The organism is Xanthomonas sp. NCPPB 3174 (genome assembly GCF_056725205.1).
This window is the reverse complement of sequence record NZ_CM161517.1, coordinates 1205642-1224669: the sequence shown is the minus strand read 5'-3', so window position 1 is coordinate 1224669 and position 19028 is coordinate 1205642. Positions and strand designations below refer to the sequence as shown.

General features: G+C 68.4%; 15 protein-coding genes and 1 tRNA gene. 5 read left to right on the top strand and 11 right to left on the bottom strand.

Annotated features, from left to right (window positions below; genetic code table 11):
- The 3 genes from cyoB to AC1PK7_RS05540 all read right to left on the bottom strand — a co-directional run bounded on the left by cyoB (nucleotide 1) and on the right by AC1PK7_RS05540 (nucleotide 3337).
- Nucleotides 1-2001, bottom strand: coding sequence for a cytochrome o ubiquinol oxidase subunit I (cyoB, locus tag AC1PK7_RS05550; RefSeq protein ID WP_010341157.1), 2001 nt, complete (start codon nucleotides 1999-2001; stop codon nucleotides 1-3).
- Nucleotides 2001-2942 (bottom strand): ubiquinol oxidase subunit II, encoded by a 942-nt coding sequence (cyoA, locus tag AC1PK7_RS05545; RefSeq protein WP_010341159.1) that lies wholly within the window; start codon nucleotides 2940-2942, stop codon nucleotides 2001-2003. The genes cyoB and cyoA overlap by 1 nt, the downstream gene beginning before the upstream one ends.
- A 319-nt stretch (nucleotides 2943-3261) precedes the next feature.
- A tRNA-Thr gene (locus AC1PK7_RS05540) sits at nucleotides 3262-3337 on the bottom strand.
- Nucleotides 3338-3457: 120 nt separating this feature from the next.
- On the opposite strand from AC1PK7_RS05540, the gene AC1PK7_RS05535 reads away from it, so the two are divergent.
- Both AC1PK7_RS05535 and AC1PK7_RS05530 read left to right on the top strand, forming a co-directional pair.
- Nucleotides 3458-4414, top strand: a complete 957-nt coding sequence (locus AC1PK7_RS05535; protein ID WP_481100116.1) for a hypothetical protein — start codon at nucleotides 3458-3460, stop codon at nucleotides 4412-4414.
- Nucleotides 4411-5127 carry a hypothetical protein gene (locus AC1PK7_RS05530; protein WP_481100115.1) on the top strand — a complete coding sequence of 239 codons (717 nt, stop codon included), beginning with the start codon at nucleotides 4411-4413 and terminating at the stop codon, nucleotides 5125-5127. Before AC1PK7_RS05535 ends, AC1PK7_RS05530 begins: the two co-directional genes overlap by 4 nt.
- A gap of 373 nt (nucleotides 5128-5500) precedes the next feature.
- Here the strand turns inward: AC1PK7_RS05530 and ispH are convergent, their stop codons facing one another.
- From ispH to murJ, 5 genes are all read right to left on the bottom strand, one after another.
- Nucleotides 5501-6451, bottom strand: coding sequence for a 4-hydroxy-3-methylbut-2-enyl diphosphate reductase (gene ispH, locus AC1PK7_RS05525; protein WP_150409294.1), 951 nt, complete (start codon nucleotides 6449-6451; stop codon nucleotides 5501-5503).
- Nucleotides 6452-6508: 57 nt separating this feature from the next.
- Nucleotides 6509-7012 carry a signal peptidase II gene (gene lspA / locus AC1PK7_RS05520; RefSeq protein ID WP_010341163.1) on the bottom strand — a complete coding sequence of 168 codons (504 nt, stop codon included), beginning with the start codon at nucleotides 7010-7012 and terminating at the stop codon, nucleotides 6509-6511.
- 109 nt (nucleotides 7013-7121) lie between these two features.
- Nucleotides 7122-9953 (bottom strand): isoleucine--tRNA ligase, encoded by a 2832-nt coding sequence (gene ileS, locus AC1PK7_RS05515; protein ID WP_481100114.1) that lies wholly within the window; start codon nucleotides 9951-9953, stop codon nucleotides 7122-7124.
- 6 nt (nucleotides 9954-9959) lie between these two features.
- Nucleotides 9960-10958 (bottom strand): bifunctional riboflavin kinase/FAD synthetase, encoded by a 999-nt coding sequence (locus tag AC1PK7_RS05510; RefSeq protein WP_481100113.1) that lies wholly within the window; start codon nucleotides 10956-10958, stop codon nucleotides 9960-9962.
- Between the two features lie 203 nt (nucleotides 10959-11161).
- Nucleotides 11162-12754, bottom strand: a complete 1593-nt coding sequence (murJ, locus tag AC1PK7_RS05505) for a murein biosynthesis integral membrane protein MurJ (RefSeq protein WP_481100841.1) — start codon at nucleotides 12752-12754, stop codon at nucleotides 11162-11164.
- A 116-nt stretch (nucleotides 12755-12870) separates the two neighbouring features.
- Between murJ and rpsT the strand changes: the two genes are divergently transcribed.
- A complete protein-coding gene (gene rpsT / locus AC1PK7_RS05500; protein WP_010341167.1) occupies nucleotides 12871-13143 on the top strand; it encodes a 30S ribosomal protein S20 in 273 nt (90 codons plus the stop codon).
- 121 nt (nucleotides 13144-13264) lie between these two features.
- On the opposite strand, the gene cgtA is transcribed toward rpsT, so the two are convergent.
- The 3 genes from cgtA to rplU all read right to left on the bottom strand — a co-directional run bounded on the left by cgtA (nucleotide 13265) and on the right by rplU (nucleotide 15152).
- Complete coding sequence (gene cgtA, locus AC1PK7_RS05495) at nucleotides 13265-14320, bottom strand: Obg family GTPase CgtA (RefSeq protein ID WP_010341168.1); 1056 nt, start codon at nucleotides 14318-14320, stop codon at nucleotides 13265-13267.
- Nucleotides 14321-14558: 238 nt separating this feature from the next.
- Complete coding sequence (rpmA, locus tag AC1PK7_RS05490; protein ID WP_010341169.1) at nucleotides 14559-14819, bottom strand: 50S ribosomal protein L27; 261 nt, start codon at nucleotides 14817-14819, stop codon at nucleotides 14559-14561.
- 12 nt (nucleotides 14820-14831) lie between these two features.
- Nucleotides 14832-15152: a 50S ribosomal protein L21 gene (gene rplU / locus AC1PK7_RS05485; protein WP_010341170.1), complete on the bottom strand. Its 321-nt coding sequence runs from the start codon at nucleotides 15150-15152 to the stop codon at nucleotides 14832-14834.
- Between the two features lie 296 nt (nucleotides 15153-15448).
- Between rplU and uvrA the strand changes: the two genes are divergently transcribed.
- The gene (uvrA, locus tag AC1PK7_RS05480) at nucleotides 15449-18445 is read left to right on the top strand and encodes an excinuclease ABC subunit UvrA (protein ID WP_010341171.1); all 2997 of its coding nucleotides are present in this window, start codon (nucleotides 15449-15451) and stop codon (nucleotides 18443-18445) included.
- A complete protein-coding gene (locus AC1PK7_RS05475) occupies nucleotides 18445-18852 on the top strand; it encodes an acyl-CoA thioesterase (RefSeq protein WP_481100112.1) in 408 nt (135 codons plus the stop codon). Before uvrA ends, AC1PK7_RS05475 begins: the two co-directional genes overlap by 1 nt.
- The last annotated feature ends 176 nt before the right edge of the window (nucleotides 18853-19028 follow it).

Below are 19028 nucleotides of genomic sequence, written 5' to 3'. Positions count from 1 at the left end.
TCAGACCGCCTTTGCGGCGTTGGCCGCGTGTTGCTGTTCCAGCAGGGCGAAGCGCGCGTTCTCGATGCGCTCCACTTCCTCCGCCGGGACCCAGTAATCGATGTCGTCATCGAAGGTGCGCGCGATGAAGCTGCCGATCATGCCGACCAGGCCGATCGCCGCCATCCACCAGATGTGCCAGGTCAGACCGAAGCCCATGACGACGCTGAAGGCACCGATCCACAGACCCGCCGCCGTGTTGCGCGGCATGTGGATCGGCTCGTACTTGGCCGGACGCGGCCAGCCCTTGCCCTTGAGCTTGTCTTCCCAGAACTGGTCGCGGTCGTCGATGTGCGGCAGCACCGCGAAGTTGTAGAACGGCGGCGGCGAGGAGGTCGCCCACTCCAGGGTCCGGCCGTCCCACGGGTCGCCGGTCAGGTCCAGGTTGTCCTTGCGCTTCCAGATGCTGTAGCCGATCTGCACCAGGTTCAGGAAGATGCCGGTGCCGATGATCGCCGCACCCGCCGCGGCCACCATCAGCCACGGCGCCCACTCCGGATGGTTGTAGCTGTTCATGCGCCGGGTCATGCCCATGAAGCCGAGCACGTACAGCGGCATGAAGGCGATGAAGAAGCCGATGATCCAGCACCAGAACGAGGCCTTGCCCAGCTTCTCGTTGAGCTTGAAGCCGAACGCCTTCGGGAACCAGTAGGTCAGGCCCGCCAGGTAGCCGAACACCACGCCGCCGATGATCACGTTATGGAAGTGCGCGATCAGGAACAGGCTGTTGTGCAGCACGAAGTCCACCGCCGGGATCGCCAGCATCACGCCGGTCATGCCGCCGATGACGAAGGTGATGATGAAGCCGATGGTCCACAGCACCGGTGCGGTCATGTGCACGCGGCCGCGGAACATGGTGAACAGCCAGTTGAAGATCTTCACGCCGGTCGGGATCGAGATGATCATCGTCGTGATGCCGAAGAAGGCATTGACGTTGGCGCCCGAGCCCATGGTGAAGAAGTGGTGCAGCCACACGATGAACGACAGCACGCCGATGCACGAGGTCGCGTACACCATCGAGGTGTAGCCGAACAGGCGCTTGCGGCTGAAGGTGGCGATCAGCTCGGAGAAGATGCCGAACGCCGGCAGGATCAGGATGTAGACCTCCGGGTGGCCCCAGATCCAGATCAGGTTGACGTACATCATGGCGTTGCCGCCACCGTCGTTGGTGAAGAAGTGCGTGCCCAGGTAGCGGTCCGCACCCAGCAGCGCCAGCGCCACGGTCAGGATCGGGAACGCGGCGATGATCAGGATGTTGGTGATCAGCGCGGTCCAGGTGAAGATCGGCATGCGCATCAGGGTCATGCCCGGCGCGCGCATGCGCATGATCGTCACGAAGAAGTTGATGCCGGTGAGCAATGTGCCCAGGCCCGAGATCTGCAACGCCCAGATGTAGTAGTCGACACCGACGCCTGGACTGTATTCCAGCCCGGACAGCGGCGGGTAGGCCAGCCAGCCGGTCTGCGCGAACTCGCCCACGCCCAGGGAGATGTTGACCAGCGCCGCGCCGGCCACGAACAGCCAGAAGCTCAGCGAGTTCAGGAACGGGAACGCCACGTCGCGCGCGCCGATCTGCAGCGGCACGATCAGGTTCAGCAGGCCCGTCATGAACGGCATGGCCATGAAGAAGATCATGATCACGCCGTGCGCGGTGAAGATCTGATCGTAGTGGTGCGGCGGGAAGATGCCTTCGTTGCCGCCGTGCGCGATCGCCTGCTGGGTGCGCATCATCGCCGCGTCGGCGAAGCCGCGCAGCAGCATGACCAGCGCCACCACGATGTACATGACACCGATGCGCTTGTGGTCGACCGAGGTGAACCACTCCTTCCAGAGGTAGCCCCACAGCTTGTACTTGGTGACCGCGGCCACCACCAGCAGGCCGAGCAGGCCGGCGCCGCCGAGGGCCGCCATGATGATCGGCTCGTGGTACGGAACCGCCTCGAGCGTGAGTTTGCCTAGCATCACTTGTCTCCAGAAGTGCACATGGCGACCGGCTCAGCAGCCGATGCCGGATGAGCGTCGTGGCCTTCCATCTTGTGGCCCTTGCCCATCATGTATTTGTCGATCAACGACTTGAACAGGCCGTCCTGCACCGAGGCGTAGTACGTCACCGGGTAGGCGGCCTTGTCGTTGCGGTTGGCCGCCAGCACCTGGAACTCGGCCTGGTCCAGGGTCTTCTGCGAGGCCTTGACCTTGGCCACCCACGCGTCGAAGCCGGCGCGGTCGGTGGCGTGCGCGGCGAAGCCCATCTTCGAGAAGCCGTGGCCGCTGTAGTTGGCCGACAGGCCGAACATCTCGCCCGGCTCGTTGGCGATCAGGTGCAGCTTGGTCTCCATGCCGGCCATCGCATAGATCTGCGTGCCCAGGTGCGGGATGAAGAACGAGTTCATCACCGTGTCGGAGGTGATCTTGAAGTTCAGCGGCGTGTCGACCGGGAACGCGATCTCGTTGACCGTGGCGATGCCCTGCTCCGGGTAGATGAACATCCACTTCCAGTCCAGCGCCACCGCCTCGATGGTGATCGGCTTGACCTTGGAGTCCAGCGGCTTGTACGGATCCAGCGCATGCGAGGAGCGCCAGGTCAGCACCGCCAGGACCAGGATGATCATGCACGGGATCGACCACACCACCACCTCGATCGCGGTGGAGTGCGACCAGTTCGGCTCGTAGCGGGCCTTGGTGTTGGACGCGCGGTAGCGCCAGGCGAAGGCCAGGGTCATCACGATGACCGGGATCACCACCAGCAGCATCAGCACCACCGAGGTGATCAGCAGCGTCTTCTCGTCGTGGCCGATCTGACCCTTGGGGTTGAGGATGGCCGAGTTGCAGCCGGCCAGCAGCAGCGCGGCCAGCAGCAACAGACCGGAGCGCAGCGAGCGCCGGAGTTGTTTCAACGGAATCATCGAACGATCCAATTGCGTAGGGGATGCGAACCGCGCGGGAGCGGGAGGCGGGGGGCGCCGTAGAGGGGGCTGTCCCGCGTCCGCCGCGGCATCCGGGCCGGCATGCGCGATCAACGACGCATTTTATGCTGCCGTGCGGCAACTCCGGAAGTCATTGACAAGCCCGGGCGGGCGCCAGGCCGCGTTTTTATGTGCGACACATTGCCGCACCCGCCTGCGACACGGCGTCGCAGGCCGCTGCGCGCACGGACCTGCGTCGCAGAAAAACGGGAGCGCAGAAACCAGGAAGGCAGCCTCGCGGCTGCCTTCTGGGTGCAACTGGTGCCGGAAACAGGAGTCGAACCTGCGACCTACGCATTACGAATGCGCCGCTCTACCGACTGAGCTATTCCGGCGGAACTGGCAATTCTAGGCGTCGGCCCGGGCCGGGGTCAATCGCTGCCCGGGCCCTCGCGCGCGCGCCGCAATCGATGGGTTACCCTCCCGCCCCCGTCGTACCGATCCCCCTGCTCATCGTGAAGTTGTTCGCCTGGTTCTGGCTCGCGTTCCTGCTGTTCTTCGCCCTGCCCTTCCCTTGCATCCTCTACTTCGGCAGCGACTGGCCACGCGTGCTGGCCCAGCCCAGCACGCCCGCATGGGCGCTGACCCTGCTGGCGCTGTCGCTGGGCCTGTGGCTGCACCTGCTCTACGCCTACCTGGACACGCTGCTGCTCATGCCCGGGCGCGCCCTGCACCGCGTGCGCCACCTGCTCGCCCACGGCGTGCGCCGCGAGGCACTGATCGAACGCGCCGCACCCACCGGCGTCGAGGTCAAGGGCTGGCCGCAGCTGTCGCTGACCCTGGCCTTCGACAACCTGTCTGGCACCCCCATCCGCGACACCGTGTTGATCGTGGACCGCCAGCCGGCGCAACGCCGCTTCGAGAGCGGACGCACCGTGCCGCTGCGGCTGAGCACCACGCCGGGCGCCACTCCGAACCTGGTGCTGGAGGACGCCGAACCGGCGCTGGACCGCGCCAGCCTGTGGCGACGTGCGGCCGGCGCCGTGCTGCTGGTGGTCCTGGTCGGTGCGGCCTACGTGGTGGCCTGGCACCTGCAGAACCGCGGCCTGGGCTGGACCTTCCTGTCCTTCAACCACCCGCTGCTGATGAGTGCGCTGGTGCTCAACGGCTATGTGCTGGCGCTGCGCGTGATCCTGCGCGTGATCCGCCGCAACGCCACCGACGAGACCCTGAAGTACCGCGGCCTGCGCGCCCGTGCGCGGGTGCTGGACGTGCGCCAGACCGGCACCACCCTCAACGAGCAGCCGCAGGTGGAATTCCGCGTGGCGTTCGAGGACGCGTCGGGCACTCCGCACGAAGCGACGATGCGGCGGTTCGTGTCGCTGCTCGACGTCGGGCAGTTGCCGCGCGAGACGGTGTCGGTGCTGTACGACCCGCAGCACCCCGCCCGCGCCGACCTGGAGCTGCCATGAAGACGCCGCCGACCCCACTGGTCTTCGCCGGCGTGGTGCTGCTGCTCGGCGGCCTCGCCTTCGCCGGCGGCGCCTGGGACACCATCCGCGCCACCCTGCAGGCGGGATCGCGCCTGCAGGCGACGGGGCCGGCCGCCCTGCAGTCCACCTCCACGCCGCAATCGCTGGAGGCGCCGACCCCGACTGCCCGCGCTGCCGACACCGAGCCGGCGCCGACGCCGGCACCGCGCGGCAACCTGCTGTTCGACCCGCAGCGGCTGCGCGCGGCGCGGCAGGCGCTGGCGGACCTGCCCGCCCTGCAGGGCCACGACCTGCGCGTGTTCCATGCCGTGCATTTCTACGACGACCGGATCGGACTCGAGCTGCTGGACCCCGCACAGCCGGACCGCGTGGACGAATACAGCTTCCACGACGACGCCTGGCACAAGGATGCGCCAGTGAATCCGCGCATGTTCGGGCCGTTCCTCAAGCCGGCCACCGACACCGCCGCGCTGCAGGACATCGATTTCGAGGGCGCCTACCGGGTGGCCACGGCCCTGCAGGAACAGGGCGAGGCGCTACAGGCCGAGCCGAAGAAGGTGGATCACGTGTACGTGCTGGTGGGCCGGCGCGGCCGCCTGCGCTGGATGCCCGATGGCGTGCAAGGCGATCGCGTGACCGTGGGCATCGACTTCGATGCGCAGGGGCGGCCGCGGGGCTTGCAGCGCCAGTAAGCCGTAGTGGCTTCGGCGCGGCAGGCGCCGGAGGCCACGCGCGGTGCCGGCACCGCCAACAGAACGGCTCGGACTCGCGTGGAGGCTGCTTCGTGCCACCTCCAATACCCTGTTGGCGCGCACATCACGCCCGTCTCGGCTATTTCGTAGGAGCGGCTTCAGCCGCGACGGGCGTTCTCGATAAGGCCCGTCGCGGCTGAAGCCGCTCCTACGAGAAAACCTGCATCCGGCTTGATTGCGGTGAAAGCGGGTTGGTCGCAGTGCCCATCAGCAGCGCCGGGCGCGACGGAATGGAAGTCGCGGCTGAAGCCGCTCCTACGGCTCGCCACGACAGCCGCCTCTCCAGTGCAGAACGCGCGACCGCACGCGCCCGTCAGTCGACCAGGCGCAGCCGCAGTTCCTTGGGCAGGGCGAACACCATCGACTCCGGTTCGCCCGCCAGTTCCGACACGCCGTCGGCACCGAGTTCGCGCAACCGCGCGATCACGCCGTCCACCAGCACCTGCGGCGCCGAGGCGCCGGCGGTCAGGCCAACCCGGCGCTTGCCGGCGATCCAGGCCGGGTCGATCTCGTCGGCGCCGTCGATCAGGTAGGACTCCACCCCGTCGCGCCGCGCCAGCTCGCTGAGCCGGTTGGAATTGGAACTGTTCGGCGAACCGACCACCAGCACCAGATCGCACTCCCTGGCCAAGTCGCGCACCGCGTCCTGACGGTTCTGGGTGGCGTAGCAGATGTCGTCGTTCTTCGGGCCCTGCATCGCCGGGTAGCGTGCGCGCAGCGCCTCGATGATGCCGCGGGTGTCGTCGACCGACAGCGTGGTCTGGGTGGTGTAGGCCAGGTTCTCCGGCTGCTGCACGTCCAGCGTGGCGACCTGCTCGATGTCCTCGACCAGGTAGATGCGGCCGGTGCCGCACTCGCGGTCCCACTGCCCCATCGTGCCTTCCACCTCCGGGTGGCCGGCGTGGCCGATCAGCACCACGTCGCGGCCGGCGCGGCAGTGCCGGGCCACCTCGAAATGCACCTTGGTGACCAGCGGGCAGGTCGCGTCGAACACCTTCAGCCCGCGCCGCTCGGCCTCCTGGCGCACCGCCTGGGCCACGCCGTGGGCGCTGAAGATCACCGTGTTGCCGTCGGGCACCTCGTCCAGTTCCTCGACGAAGATCGCGCCGCGCTGCTTGAGGTCATCGACCACGAAGCGGTTGTGCACCACCTCGTGACGCACGTAGATCGGCGCGCCCAGGGTTTCGATGGCGCGCTTGACGATCTCGATCGCGCGATCGACGCCGGCGCAGAAGCCACGGGGGTTGGCGAGCAGGACATCCATTAGCTAGATCCGCCGGCCGCAGGGGGCCAGGCGCTTCGACAGGGAGAGTGGCACCGATTATCCCGCTTTTCGCTTCGCCTTGCCGTCGAACACGCCGAACAGGGCGATGCCGATGGCGCCGGCGACGATCGCCGAGTCGGCGATGTTGAACGAGGGCCAGTAGTGCTCGCCCACGTACCACTGGATGAAATCGACCACGTGGCCGTGCATCAGCCGGTCGATCACGTTGCCGATCGCCCCGCCGATCACCAGCGCGTACGGCAGCGCGCTGCGCCACTCGCCGCGCGGGGTACGCGCCAGCCACCAGGCCAGCAGGCCGCTGATGCCCACCGCCAGCGCGGTGAAGAACCAGAGCTGCCAGCCGCCGGCCTGGCTCAGGAAACTGAACGCCGCGCCGGTGTTGTAGGTCCGGTACCAATTCCAGAAACCGGGGATCACCGGCACCGCGGTGAACTCGGGCAGGCTGGACAGCACCCAGGCCTTGCTCCACTGGTCCAGGCCGATCACCGCGGCCGACAGCAGCAGCCAGATCAGGGCGGAGGGGTTGGGTCGTGCGGTCATGCGGGAAGTCCGCCTTGGGCGAAGGAAGAAAGAAGGGACGGCCGGCGCCGCAGCCACGGCGCCGCCGCTGGCCCCGGCGACGCGCAGGTGGCGTGGCCGGGGACGGGACTCAGAACCAGCGGCGCTCCTCGCCCGGTCCTTCGATGTTGCTGACGCAGCGGCCGCACAGTTCCGGGTGCGCCGGGTCGGCGCCGACGTCGGCGCGGTAGTGCCAGCAGCGCACGCACTTGGGCTTCTCGGTGGCCTGGGCGCTGACGAAGATCTCGTCGGTCGTGGCCTCGCGCACCACCACGTCGCCGCTGATGAACAGGAAGCGCAGCTCTTCCTGCAGCGGCTGCAGCTTCGCCGCGGTGGCGGCGTCGGCGGCGACGGTGATCTCCGCCTCCAGCGCCGCGCCGATCACGCCGTTGCCGCGCATCGGCTCCAGCACCTTGGCCACCTGCTCGCGCAGCGCCAGCAGTTGCTCGAAGTCGGCCGCGCTCAGCGCCGCGTCGTCCGGCAATGGCGCCAGGCCTTCGTACCAGGTCGCGAACAGCACGTTGCCCAGGTGCGCGCCCGGCAGGTAGCCCCACAGTTCGTCGGCGGTGAAGCTCAGGATCGGCGCGATCCAGCGCACGAAGGCCTCGGCCACATGGAACATCGCGGTCTGCGCCGAGCGCCGGCCAAGCGAATCCTCGGCCATCGTGTACAGCCGGTCCTTGGTCACGTCCAGGTACAGCGAGCCCAGGTCCACGCTGCAGAAGTTCAGCAGCGCCTGCACGATGGCGGCGAAGTCGTAGCGCGCGTAGGCGGCCTTGATCTGCTCCTGCACCTCGTAGGCGCGGTGCACGATCCAGCGGTCCAGCGCCACCAGCTCCGGCAGCGGCCGCAGGTGCACGGCCGGGTTGAAGCCGTGCAGGTTGCCGAGCAGGAAGCGCGCGGTGTTGCGCAGGCGCCGGTAGGCATCGGCGTTGCGCTTGAGGATCTCCTGCGACAGCGACATCTCGTTGCTGTAGTCGGCCGAGGCGATCCACAGGCGCAGGATGTCCGCGCCCAGCGTCTTCATGATGTCCTGCGGCTCGATGCCGTTGCCCAGCGACTTGGACATCTTGCGGCCGTGCTCGTCCACGGTGAAGCCGTGGGTCAGGCACTGACGGTACGGCGCCGCGTGGTCCAGCGCCACGCCGGTCAGCAGCGAAGACTGGAACCAGCCGCGGTGCTGGTCGGAGCCTTCCAGGTACAGGTCGGCCGGCTTGGGCAGGCCACGCTCGGTCAGCACCGCCTCGTGGGTGACGCCGGAATCGAACCAGACGTCGAGGATGTCGGTGATCTTGTCGTAGTCGCCCGCCTCGTCGCCAAGCAGCTCGGCGGCGTCGAGCGCGTACCACACGTCCACCCCGCCCTCCTCGACCCGGTCGGCGACCTGGCGCATCAGCTCAGTGCTGCGCGGGTGCGGCTCGCCGGTCTCGCGGTGCACGAACAGCGCGATCGGCACGCCCCAGGTGCGCTGGCGCGAGATCGTCCAGTCCGGGCGCCCGGCGACCATGCCGGCGATGCGCGCCTGGCCCCAGGCCGGGTACCAGTGCACGCCCTCGATGGCCTGCAGCGCCTCGGCGCGCAGGTTGGCCTGCTCCATCGAGATGAACCACTGCGGCGTGGCGCGGAACGCGATCGGCGTCTTGTGCCGCCAGCAATGCGGGTAGCTGTGGACCATGCTGGCGCGCGCCAGCAGCAGCCCGCGCCCGGCCAGCAGGTCGGCGATGACGTCGTTGGCCTTCCAGATGTGCAGCCCGGCCAGCTCCGTGCCATCGACCGCCGGGGTCGACGGCAGGTACACGCCGCGCGCATCGACCGGGTTGATCTGCGCCGCGCCGTAGCGCTCCAGCAGCCCGTACGGCTTGACCGCCACGTAGTCCTCCTGGCCGTGGCCGGGGGCGGTGTGCACCGCGCCGGTACCGTCGGTGTCGGACACGTGGTCGCCGAGGATCACCGGCACGTCGCGCTCGTCGTAGAAGGGGTGCGCAAGCACCTGGTGTTCCAGCGCCGCGCCGGCGACGCGGCCGTGCACCACGACCTCATCGACGCCATAGCGTTGCAGCGCGCGTTCGGCCAGCGCATCGGCCAGCACCAGCCAGCGGCGGCGGCCGTCGCGGGCCGGGCCTTCGACCAGCGCATAGACCAGGTCCGGCCCCAGCGACACCGCCAGCGAGGCCGGCAGCGTCCACGGCGTGGTGGTCCAGATCGGCACCGCGACTTCGGCACCGTCCGGCAGAGTCGCGCCGAACGCGGCGGCCAGCGCCGCGCCGTCGCGGGCCGTGTAGGCCACGTCCACCGTCGGCGACTGCTTGTCGGCGTACTCGATCTCGGCCTCGGCCAGCGCCGAGCCGCAGTCGAAGCACCAGTGCACCGGCTTCACGCCGCGGGTCAGGTGGCCGTTCTCGACGATCCGGGCCAGCGCGCGGATCTCGTTGGCCTCGAAATGGAAGTCCAGCGTGCGGTAGGGGTTGTCCCAGTCGCCGATCACGCCCAGGCGCTTGAAGTCGCGACGCTGGATGTCGATCTGTTCGTTGGCGTATTCGCGACACTTCTGCCGGAACTGCTCGGCATCGAGCTTGACCCCGACCTTGCCGAACTTCTTCTCGATCGCGATCTCGATCGGCAGGCCATGGCAGTCCCAGCCCGGGATGTACGGCGCATCGTAGCCGGACAGGTACTTGGACTTGACGATGATGTCCTTGAGGATCTTGTTGACCGCATGGCCGAGGTGGATCGCGCCATTGGCGTAGGGCGGGCCGTCGTGCAGCACGAACAGCGGCCGGCCCTGGGCGTTGTCGCGCAGCCGCGTGTACAGGCCCTCGCTCTCCCAGCGCGCCAGGATGTCCGGCTCGCGCTTGGGCAGGTCGCCGCGCATCGGGAACTCGGTCGCCGGCAGATGGAGGGTGGCTTTGTAGTCCTGGGTCACGGGCAGTTACCGGTCGGTGGTCTTCAGGGGGAGGTCCGCGCGCGGGGCGGCGGACACGGGCGGCAGGCCCGTGGCGGCCGGCGCGGCGAGCAGTTGCCGCGCCAGCGCGGCGTCGCGGTGCATCTGCGCGGTCAGCGCCGGCAGATCGGCGAAGGTTTCCTCGTCGCGCAGCTTGGCGACGAACTCCACCTCGATGTGGCGACCGTACAGGTCGCCCTGGAAATCGAACAGGTGCGCTTCCAGCAGCGGCTCCACGCCCTGCACGGTCGGGCGGGTGCCGAAACTGGACACCGACGGCCATGGCTGCGCCGCCACCCCGTGCACCCAGGTGGCGTAGATGCCGGACAGCGCCGGGGTGCGGGCGAACCGCAGGTTGGCGGTGGGATAGCCGAGCGTGCGCCCGAGCTGCTTGCCGCGCACCACGCGGCCGCCGATCGCGTACGGGCGGCCGAGCAGTTCGGCGGCATGGGCGAACTCCCCCGCTACCAGCAACTCGCGGATGCGGGTGCTGGAAATGCGCTCCTCGCGCAGGTGCACCGGCGCGATCTCGTCGGCGGCGAAGCCGTGCCGCGCGCCCAGCGCGCGCAGCAGCGCGATGTCGCCGCCACGCTTGTGGCCGAAGCGGAACGCCGGGCCGATCCAGACCTCGCGCGCGCGCAGGCGCTCGACCAGCACGCGCTGCACGAAGTCTTCCGCGCTCATCGAGGCCATGCGCCGGTCGAAGCGCAGCAGGCCGACGCTGTCGATGCCGAGTTGGAGCAGGCCCTGCACCTTGGCCCGGGCCAGGGTCAGCCGCGGCGGCGGCGCGGCCGGGGCGAAGAACTCCCGCGGCAGCGGCTCGAAGCTCAGCGCCACCGCCGGCACGTCCGCCGCGCGCGCGCGCGCGATCGCCTGCCGCACCAGCGCGCGGTGGCCCAGGTGCAGGCCATCGAAGGCGCCGATGCAGACCACGCTTCCCTGCGGGAACAGGGTCCCGCCCTCGACGTCTCTAAACAGCCTGCTCATTCCTCGGTCCGAAGCGCCGGCGCAGGAAGCGCCGGTCGATGATGCGTAACCGTCGAGTATAGCGGCTGGGGCCACAGCCCGGGCGCAGCCTCCCGTCGTAGGAGCGGCTTCAGCCGCGACCGGGGGATTTCACCGGCACCCCAGGTCGCGGCTGAAGCCGCTCCTACGCATCCCGAATCCCGAATCCCCACTCCCGGCCCTTCTCAATGCTCGCGCAGATCCCGCGGCCGGAACCCAAGCGCCAGCAACGCCAGCAGATACACGGTGCCGCCGCCACCGACCAGCAGCAGCAGGCCGCCGATGCGGTGCCACTTGTCCATCCCGGTGAACGCCGGCAGCCAATGCTGACCCAGCAGCAGCACCGCAACCATGGGCGCACAGGCAAGGCCCAGCCGCAGCAGGTAGCCGCCCCAGCCCGGCTTGGGCTGGTAGACCTGGTCGCGGCGCAGCCAGCGCCACAGCAGCGACAGGTTGAGGTAGCTGGCCACCGCACTGGCCAGGCCCAGCGCCAGGTGCAGGCCCGGCACCGCCTCCAGCGCCGCGCGCACGCCCTGCGCGCGCAGCTCGGCCGGCACCCACAACTGGTACAGGATCGCCAGGAACAACAGGTTCAGCGCCATGTTGGCGACCAGCGCGGCGACGCCGGCGCGCACCGGCGTGCGCGTGTCCTGGCGCGAATAGAACGCCGGCAGCAACACCTTGAGCAGAGCGAACGCCGGCAGGCCGAAGCTCAGCCCGAACACCGACATCGCCGCCATGCGCGTGTCGAAGGCGGTGAACTTGCCGTACTGGAACAGCGTCGCCACCAGCGGCTGGCTCAGCAGCATCAGCCCCAGCATCGCCGGCACCGCGATCAGCAGCGTGGTGCGCAGCCCCCAGTCCAGCGCGTTGGAGAAACCGGCGCGGTCGGTCTTGACGTGGTGCCGCGACAGCGCCGGCAGGATCACCGTGCCCAGGGCCACACCGAACACGCCCAGCGGCAGCTCCAGGAAGCGATCGGCCTGCGACAGCCAGCTCTGCGAGCCGGCGTACAGAAACGAGGCGATCACCGTGTCCAGCAGCAGGTTGATCTGCGCGATCGAGGAGCCGAACAGGGTCGGCACCATCAGGGTCAGCACCCGGCGCACGTCCGGATGCCGCCAGCCCCAGCGCGGCAGGGTCAGCAGGTCGATGCCGCGCAGGGCCGGCAACTGGAACAGCAACTGCAGTACGCCGGCCACCAGCACCGCCCAGCCCATCGCCAGGATCGGCACCTGCAGCCGCGGCGCCAGCCACAGCGCGCCGGCGATCATGCACAGGTTGAGGATCACCGGGGTCAGCGCCGGCAGGCCGAAGCGGTGGAAGCTGTTGAGCGCGCCACCGGCCAGCGCGGTCAGCGACACGAACAGCAGGAACGGGAAGGTCAGCCGCAGCAGGTCGACGATCAACCCGAACTTGGCCGGGTCGTCGGTGGCGCCGGGATTGAACAGCATCGCCACCTGCGGGGTGAAGATCAGCCCCAGCGCGGTGACCAGCAGCAGCACTCCGCCCAGGGTGCCGGACACCCGCGACATCAGCGCGCGCAGGTCGGCGTGCGGGCGGGTTTCCTTCACCTCGGTGAACACCGGCACGAAGGCGGTGGCGAACGAGCCCTCGGCGAACAGCCGGCGCAGGAAGTTGGGAATGCGGAACGCCACCCAGAACGCGTCGGTGGTGGCGTTGGCGCCGAAGGAAATGGTGATGGCCTGGTCGCGCACCAGGCCCAGCACGCGCGAGACCATGGTCATGCTGCTGAAGGAGAGCAGCCCGCGGAGCATGCGCGGCTGGCTCATGCGACGGCCCTCTTGACAATTGACTTGACGCGAATATTCGGACGCTTCATACTCTCCCGCTTGTTTTTATCCACCACACAGCTTTCCAGGAAACCACCACCGTGGCCAATATCAAGTCCGCCAAGAAGCGCGCCAAGCAGACCGTCGTGCGCAACGCGCGCAACACGGCTCAGCGTTCGATGCTGCGCACCGCCGTCAAGAAGGTCATCAAGGCCCTGGACGCCAACGACGCAGCCGGCGCCGAAGCCGCTTTCGCCATCGCCCAGCCGATCCTCGACCGTTTCAGCTCGCGTGGCCTGATCCACAAGAACAAGGCTGCCCGTCACAAGAGCCGTCTGAGCGCCCGCATCAAGGCGATCAAGACCGCCGCCTGATCGGCTGCCGTCGACGCCGGAAGCGCTCATGCTTCCGGCAGCACCACGAAAAAGCCCGGCCTCGGCCGGGTTTTTCGTGTGCGCGTCATCCCACGCTGCGCGCCGTCGCACGGCGCGGGACTCAGGAGGCATCGGCGGCCGCATCCAGCGCGTCCTCGCGCTGACGATCGAAGAACGCCATCACGTCCTTCATGATCGGCCAGGTGCCTTCGCGGCCCAGCGCCGAGACCAGGTACCAGGGCTGGGTCCAGCCCAGTTCGGCGACGACCTGTTCGGCCAGCGCCCGCGCCTCGTCCTCGAACATCAGGTCGGCCTTGTTCAGCACCAGCCAGCGCGGCTTGGCCAGCAGTTCCGGATCGTGCTTCTGCAGCTCGCGCTCGATCGCGCGCACCTGCTCGGTCGGCGACACGCCGTCCACGCCGCCTTCCATGGGCGCCAGATCCACCAGGTGCAGCAGCAGACGGGTGCGCTGCAGGTGGCGCAGGAACTGCGCACCGAGGCCGGCGCCGTCAGCAGCCCCCTCGATCAGCCCCGGAATGTCGGCGATCACGAAGCTGCGATAGGCCTCGACGCTGACCACGCCCAGGTTCGGATACAGCGTGGTGAACGGATAGTCGGCGACCTTCGGCGTGGCCGCGGACACCGCCCGGATGAAGGTGCTCTTGCCGGCATTGGGGAAGCCGAGCAGGCCGACGTCGGCCAGCAGCTTCAGCTCCAGCTTGAGCGTGCGCTCCTCGCCCTCCTCGCCCGGCGTCGCCTTGCGCGGCGCGCGCGTCACCGAACTCTTGAAATGCATGTTGCCCAGGCCGCCCTTGCCGCCCTGCGCGACCAGCAGGCGGTCGCCGTGCGCGACCAGGTCGCCGATGACCTCGTCGGTCTCGACGTTGATCACCACGGTGCCGACCGGCACGGTGATGGTCAGATCCTCGCCGGCCTTGCCGTACATCTGCCGGCCCATGCCGTTCTCGCCGCGCTGCGCACGGAACGCGCGCTGGTGGCGGAAGTCGACCAGGGTGTTGAGGTTCTCGTCGGCGACCAGCCACACGCTGCCGCCATTGCCGCCATCGCCACCATCGGGCCCACCCAGCGGGATGAACTTCTCGCGGCGAAAGCCGATGCAGCCATTGCCGCCATTGCCGGCCGTGACCTGGATTTCCGCTTCGTCTACCAACTTCATGGGATTCGGGATTCGGGATTCGGGATTGGGAAAACACCGGACGCCACAGTTTAGCGGCGCCAGCAAAAGAACGGAGGCAACGGAACGGAGGCCAGCAATCGAGGGTCCTGGCGGAATCCGCCTTTGCGAATCCCCAATCCCCAATCCCGCCATCCCGGCCACCAAACGAAAAACCCCGCCGAAGCGGGGCTTTCGTCAGCAAGCCTGCGCCACGGCGCAGGCCCTGGACACCGGCGGCTTACGCCTCGGTGACCACGCTCACGGTGCGGCGCTTCTTGGCGCCCTTCACCGAGAACTCGACCTTGCCGTCGACCAGCGCGAACAGGGTGTGGTCGCGGCCCAGGCCAACGCCGGCGCCCGGGTGGAACTGGGTGCCGCGCTGACGCACGATGATGTTGCCGGCTTCGATGGCCTGGCCGCCGAACATCTTCACGCCCAGGTACTTCGGGTTGGAGTCGCGGCCGTTGCGCGAGGAACCTACGCCTTTTTTGTGTGCCATGACTGCTGCTCCTTACTTCTTGTCGCCACCGGCGATGCCGGTGATCTCGATTTCGGTGTAGTGCTGCCGATGACCCTGACGCTTCATGTGGTGCTTGCGGCGGCGGAACTTGATGATGCGCACCTTGTCGGCGCGGCCGTGGGCCACGACCTTGGCGGTGACGGCGGCGCCCTTCAGCGCGTCGCCGATCTTGATGCCGTCGCTGTCGCCCAGCATCAGGATGTTGTCGAACGTGATCTCGTTGCCGGCTTCGACTTCGAGCTTTTCCACGCGGAGCGTTTCGCCCTGCGCGACGCGGTATTGCTTACCGCCGGTGACCAGTACTGCGTACATGACCAGACTTCCTCTGTAGTTATTGTGGTCGTTCCTGCCGTGCCGTTTCGGGCAGACAGGAGCGGGATTGTAAGCCGCCGCGCGCGGCAGGGTCAAGCCCACCCAGGCCCGGACTGTCAAGCCCCGCGGGCCGGCGCGGCTGCCTGAACCAGCCAGCCGCCGGCGCCCGGCGGCGCTGGGATCTGCGGCAATTGCCCCCACCTGACAAGCTGGGTACGCTGATCGATTGCCGTCCCCTTTCCGCCCCCACACTGGCCAGCGGCACCGCCACGGCCGGCACATTCCGGAATCTCTTCATGGCGATGGATTACATCCGCATCCGCGGCGCGCGGACGCACAACCTCAAGAACCTCGACCTCGACCTGCCGCGCGACAAGCTGATCGTGATCACCGGCCTGTCCGGGTCCGGCAAGTCCTCGCTGGCGTTCGACACCATCTACGCCGAAGGCCAGCGCCGCTACGTGGAGTCGCTGTCGGCGTACGCGCGGCAGTTCCTCAGCGTGATGGAGAAGCCCGACATCGATCACATCGAGGGCCTGTCGCCGGCGATCGCGATCGAGCAGAAGTCGACCTCGCACAACCCGCGCTCGACCGTCGGCACCATCACCGAGATCTACGACTACCTGCGCCTGCTGTACGCGCGTGTGGGCCAGCCGCGCTGCCCCGACCACGGCTATCCGCTGGAGGCGCAGACGGTCAGCCAGATGGTCGACCAGGTGCTGACCCTGGACCCGGAGCAGCGCTACATGCTGCTGGCGCCGGTGATCCGCGAGCGCAAGGGCGAGCATGCGCAGGTGTTCGAGCAACTGCGCGCGCAGGGCTTCGTGCGCGTGCGCGTGGACGGCGAGTTGTACGAGATCGACGCGGTGCCGGCGCTGGCGCTGCGCCAGAAGCACACCATCGAGGCGGTGATCGACCGCTTCCGTCCGCGCGAGGACATCAAGCAGCGCCTGGCCGAGAGCTTCGAGACCGCGCTGAAGCTGGCCGACGGCATGGTGGCGGTGCAGTCGCTGGACGACACCGCGGCCGCGCCGCACCTGTTCTCCTCCAAGTACAGCTGCCCGGTCTGCGACTACTCGCTGCCGGAGCTGGAACCGCGCCTGTTCTCGTTCAACGCGCCGATGGGCGCCTGCCCGAGCTGCGACGGTCTGGGTGTGGCCGAGTTCTTCGATCCCGAGCGGGTGGTGGTGCATCCGGAGCTGTCGCTGTCGGCCGGCGCGGTACGCGGCTGGGACCGCCGCAACGCGTACTACTTCCAGCTGATCGCCTCGCTGGCCAAGCACTACAAGTTCGACGTCGACGCGCCCTGGCAGTCGCTGCCGGCGAGCGTGCGCCAGGCGGTGCTGTACGGCAGCGGCGACGAGACCATCACCTTCACCTACTTCACCGATGCCGGCGGCCGCACCCAGCGCAAGCATCGCTTCGAAGGCATCATCCCCAACCTGGAGCGCCGCTACCGCGAGACCGAATCGCCGGCGGTGCGCGAGGAACTGGCCAAGTACATCAGCGAACGGCCGTGCCCGGACTGCAAGGGCGCGCGCCTGAACAAGGCCGCGCGCAACGTGTTCGTCGCCGACCGTCCGCTGCCGGACCTGGTGGTGCTGCCGATCGACGACGCGCTGAGCTTCTTCCGCCAGCTCGACCTGCCCGGCTGGCGCGGCGAGATCGCCAGCAAGATCGTCAAGGAGATCGCCGAGCGGCTGGGCTTCCTGGTCGACGTCGGCCTGGATTACCTGACCCTCGAACGCAAGGCCGACACCCTGTCCGGCGGCGAGGCGCAGCGCATCCGCCTGGCCAGCCAGATCGGCGCCGGCCTGGTCGGGGTGATGTACGTGCTCGACGAACCCTCGATCGGCCTGCACCAGCGCGACAACGAACGCCTGCTCGGCACCCTCACCCGCCTGCGCGACCTCGGCAACACGGTGATCGTGGTCGAGCACGACGAGGATGCGATCCGCCTGGCCGACTACGTGCTGGACATCGGCCCCGGCGCCGGCGTGCACGGCGGCGAGGTGGTCGGCCAGGGCAGCGTACAGGACCTGCTGAAGGCGCCGCGCTCGCTGACCGGGCAATACCTGTCGGGCAAGCGCCGCATCGAGATCCCGGCCAAGCGCCACAAGGCCAATCCGAAGATGACCCTGCACCTGCGCGGGGCCACCGGCAACAACCTCAAGAACGTCGACCTGGACATCCCGGCCGGCCTGCTGACCTGCATCACCGGCGTGTCCGGCTCGGGCAAGTCGACCCTGATCAACGACACCTTGTTCACCCTGGCGGCGAACGAGATCAACGGTGCCTCGCACAGCGTGGCGCCGTACCGCGAGATCGAGCACCTGGACCTGTTCGACAAGGTCGTGGACATCGACCAGTCGCCGATCGGCCGCACCCCGCGCTCCAACCCGGCCACCTACACCGGCCTGTTCACGCCGCTGCGCGAACTGTTCGCGCAGGTGCCGGAAGCGCGCTCGCGCGGCTACTCGCCGGGCCGCTTCAGCTTCAACGTGCGCGGCGGCCGCTGCGAGGCCTGCCAGGGCGACGGCCTGATCAAGGTGGAGATGCACTTCCTGCCGGACGTGTACGTGCCCTGCGACGTCTGCCACGGCAAGCGCTACAACCGCGAGACGCTGGAGATCCTGTACAAGGGCTTCAACATCAACGACGTGCTGGAGATGACCGTCGAGGATGCGCTGAAGCTGTTCGAGCCGGTGCCGTCGATCGCGCGCAAGCTGGAGACCCTGGTCGACGTGGGCCTGAGCTACATCAAGCTCGGGCAGAGCGCGACCACCCTGTCCGGCGGCGAGGCGCAGCGCGTGAAGCTGTCCAAGGAGCTGTCGCGACGCGATACCGGCCGCACCCTGTACATCCTCGACGAGCCGACCACCGGCCTGCACTTCCACGATATCGAGGCGCTGCTGGGCGTGCTGCACAAGCTGCGCGACGAGGGCAACACCGTGGTGGTGATCGAACACAACCTGGACGTGATCAAGACCGCGGACTGGATCGTCGACCTCGGCCCGGAAGGCGGCCACCGCGGCGGCACCATCCTGGTCACCGGCACGCCGGAAGACGTGGCGGCCTGCCCGCAGTCGTACACCGGCCAGTTCCTGGCGCGGATGCTGCCGTCCACCAGCGCACGCCCGGAGCAGCCGGCGGCGATGGCCAACAAGCCCGACGCGCGCCCGCCGCGCAAGGTCAAGCCGGAAAAGCCGGCGAAGAAGCAGGCGGTGGCGGCCAAGAGCGGCAAGGCCAGCAAGAGCGCCACCAGTACCAGCAAGAAGAAAAAGGACGTTTGATGAGCAGCGAACACAAGATCCTGGCGCGCATCCCGATCAGCGTGCGCTGGCGCGACATGGACAGCATGGGCCACGTCAACAACGCCAAGTACATCTCCTACCTGGAAGAGGCGCGCGTGCGCTGGATGCTGGGCGTGGACGGCGTGTCGATGCGCGATCGCATCGCCCCGGTGGTGGCGGCGACCAACGTCAACTACCGCGCACCGATCGTGTGGCCCAACGACATCCTGGTCGAACTGTTCGTCGAGCGCCTGGGCACCAGCAGCGTGACCATCGGCCACCGCATCGTCGACCAGCAGGACGAGAGCCGGCTCTATTCCGACGGCAACGTGGTGGTGGTGTGGATGGACACCCAGACCGGCAAGAGCGCGCCGCTGCCGGAGGCCGTGCGCAAGGCGACGAGCTGAGGCCTGCGCTTGCGCCGGGCCCGACCCGGCGCATCGTCCGCCTTCGCAGTGGCACTGCCCACGTCAGGAGCAGCGTGCGCTCCTTGTGGGAGGGACTTCAGTCCCGACGACGGATGGTGTCAGCCGACGCTGGGCTTCGCCTGTCGCGGCTGAAGCCGCTCCTACGAGGTACCAAG

Bases quoted from the DNA above. Each gene is read 5' to 3' on its own strand.
- cyoB (WP_010341157.1), bottom strand. From the start codon at position 2,001: ATGCTAGGCAAACTCACGCTCGAGGCGGTTCCGTACCACGAGCCGATC.
- cyoA (WP_010341159.1), bottom strand. From the start codon at position 2,942: ATGATTCCGTTGAAACAACTCCGGCGCTCGCTGCGCTCCGGTCTGTTG.
- AC1PK7_RS05530 (WP_481100115.1), top strand. From the start codon at position 4,411: ATGAAGACGCCGCCGACCCCACTGGTCTTCGCCGGCGTGGTGCTGCTG.
- ispH (WP_150409294.1), bottom strand. From the start codon at position 6,451: ATGGATGTCCTGCTCGCCAACCCCCGTGGCTTCTGCGCCGGCGTCGAT.
- lspA (WP_010341163.1), bottom strand. From the start codon at position 7,012: ATGACCGCACGACCCAACCCCTCCGCCCTGATCTGGCTGCTGCTGTCG.
- AC1PK7_RS05510 (WP_481100113.1), bottom strand. From the start codon at position 10,958: ATGAGCAGGCTGTTTAGAGACGTCGAGGGCGGGACCCTGTTCCCGCAG.
- murJ (WP_481100841.1), bottom strand. From the start codon at position 12,754: ATGCTCCGCGGGCTGCTCTCCTTCAGCAGCATGACCATGGTCTCGCGC.
- cgtA (WP_010341168.1), bottom strand. From the start codon at position 14,320: ATGAAGTTGGTAGACGAAGCGGAAATCCAGGTCACGGCCGGCAATGGC.
- rpmA (WP_010341169.1), bottom strand. From the start codon at position 14,819: ATGGCACACAAAAAAGGCGTAGGTTCCTCGCGCAACGGCCGCGACTCC.
- rplU (WP_010341170.1), bottom strand. From the start codon at position 15,152: ATGTACGCAGTACTGGTCACCGGCGGTAAGCAATACCGCGTCGCGCAG.
- uvrA (WP_010341171.1), top strand. From the start codon at position 15,449: ATGGCGATGGATTACATCCGCATCCGCGGCGCGCGGACGCACAACCTC.
- AC1PK7_RS05475 (WP_481100112.1), top strand. From the start codon at position 18,445: ATGAGCAGCGAACACAAGATCCTGGCGCGCATCCCGATCAGCGTGCGC.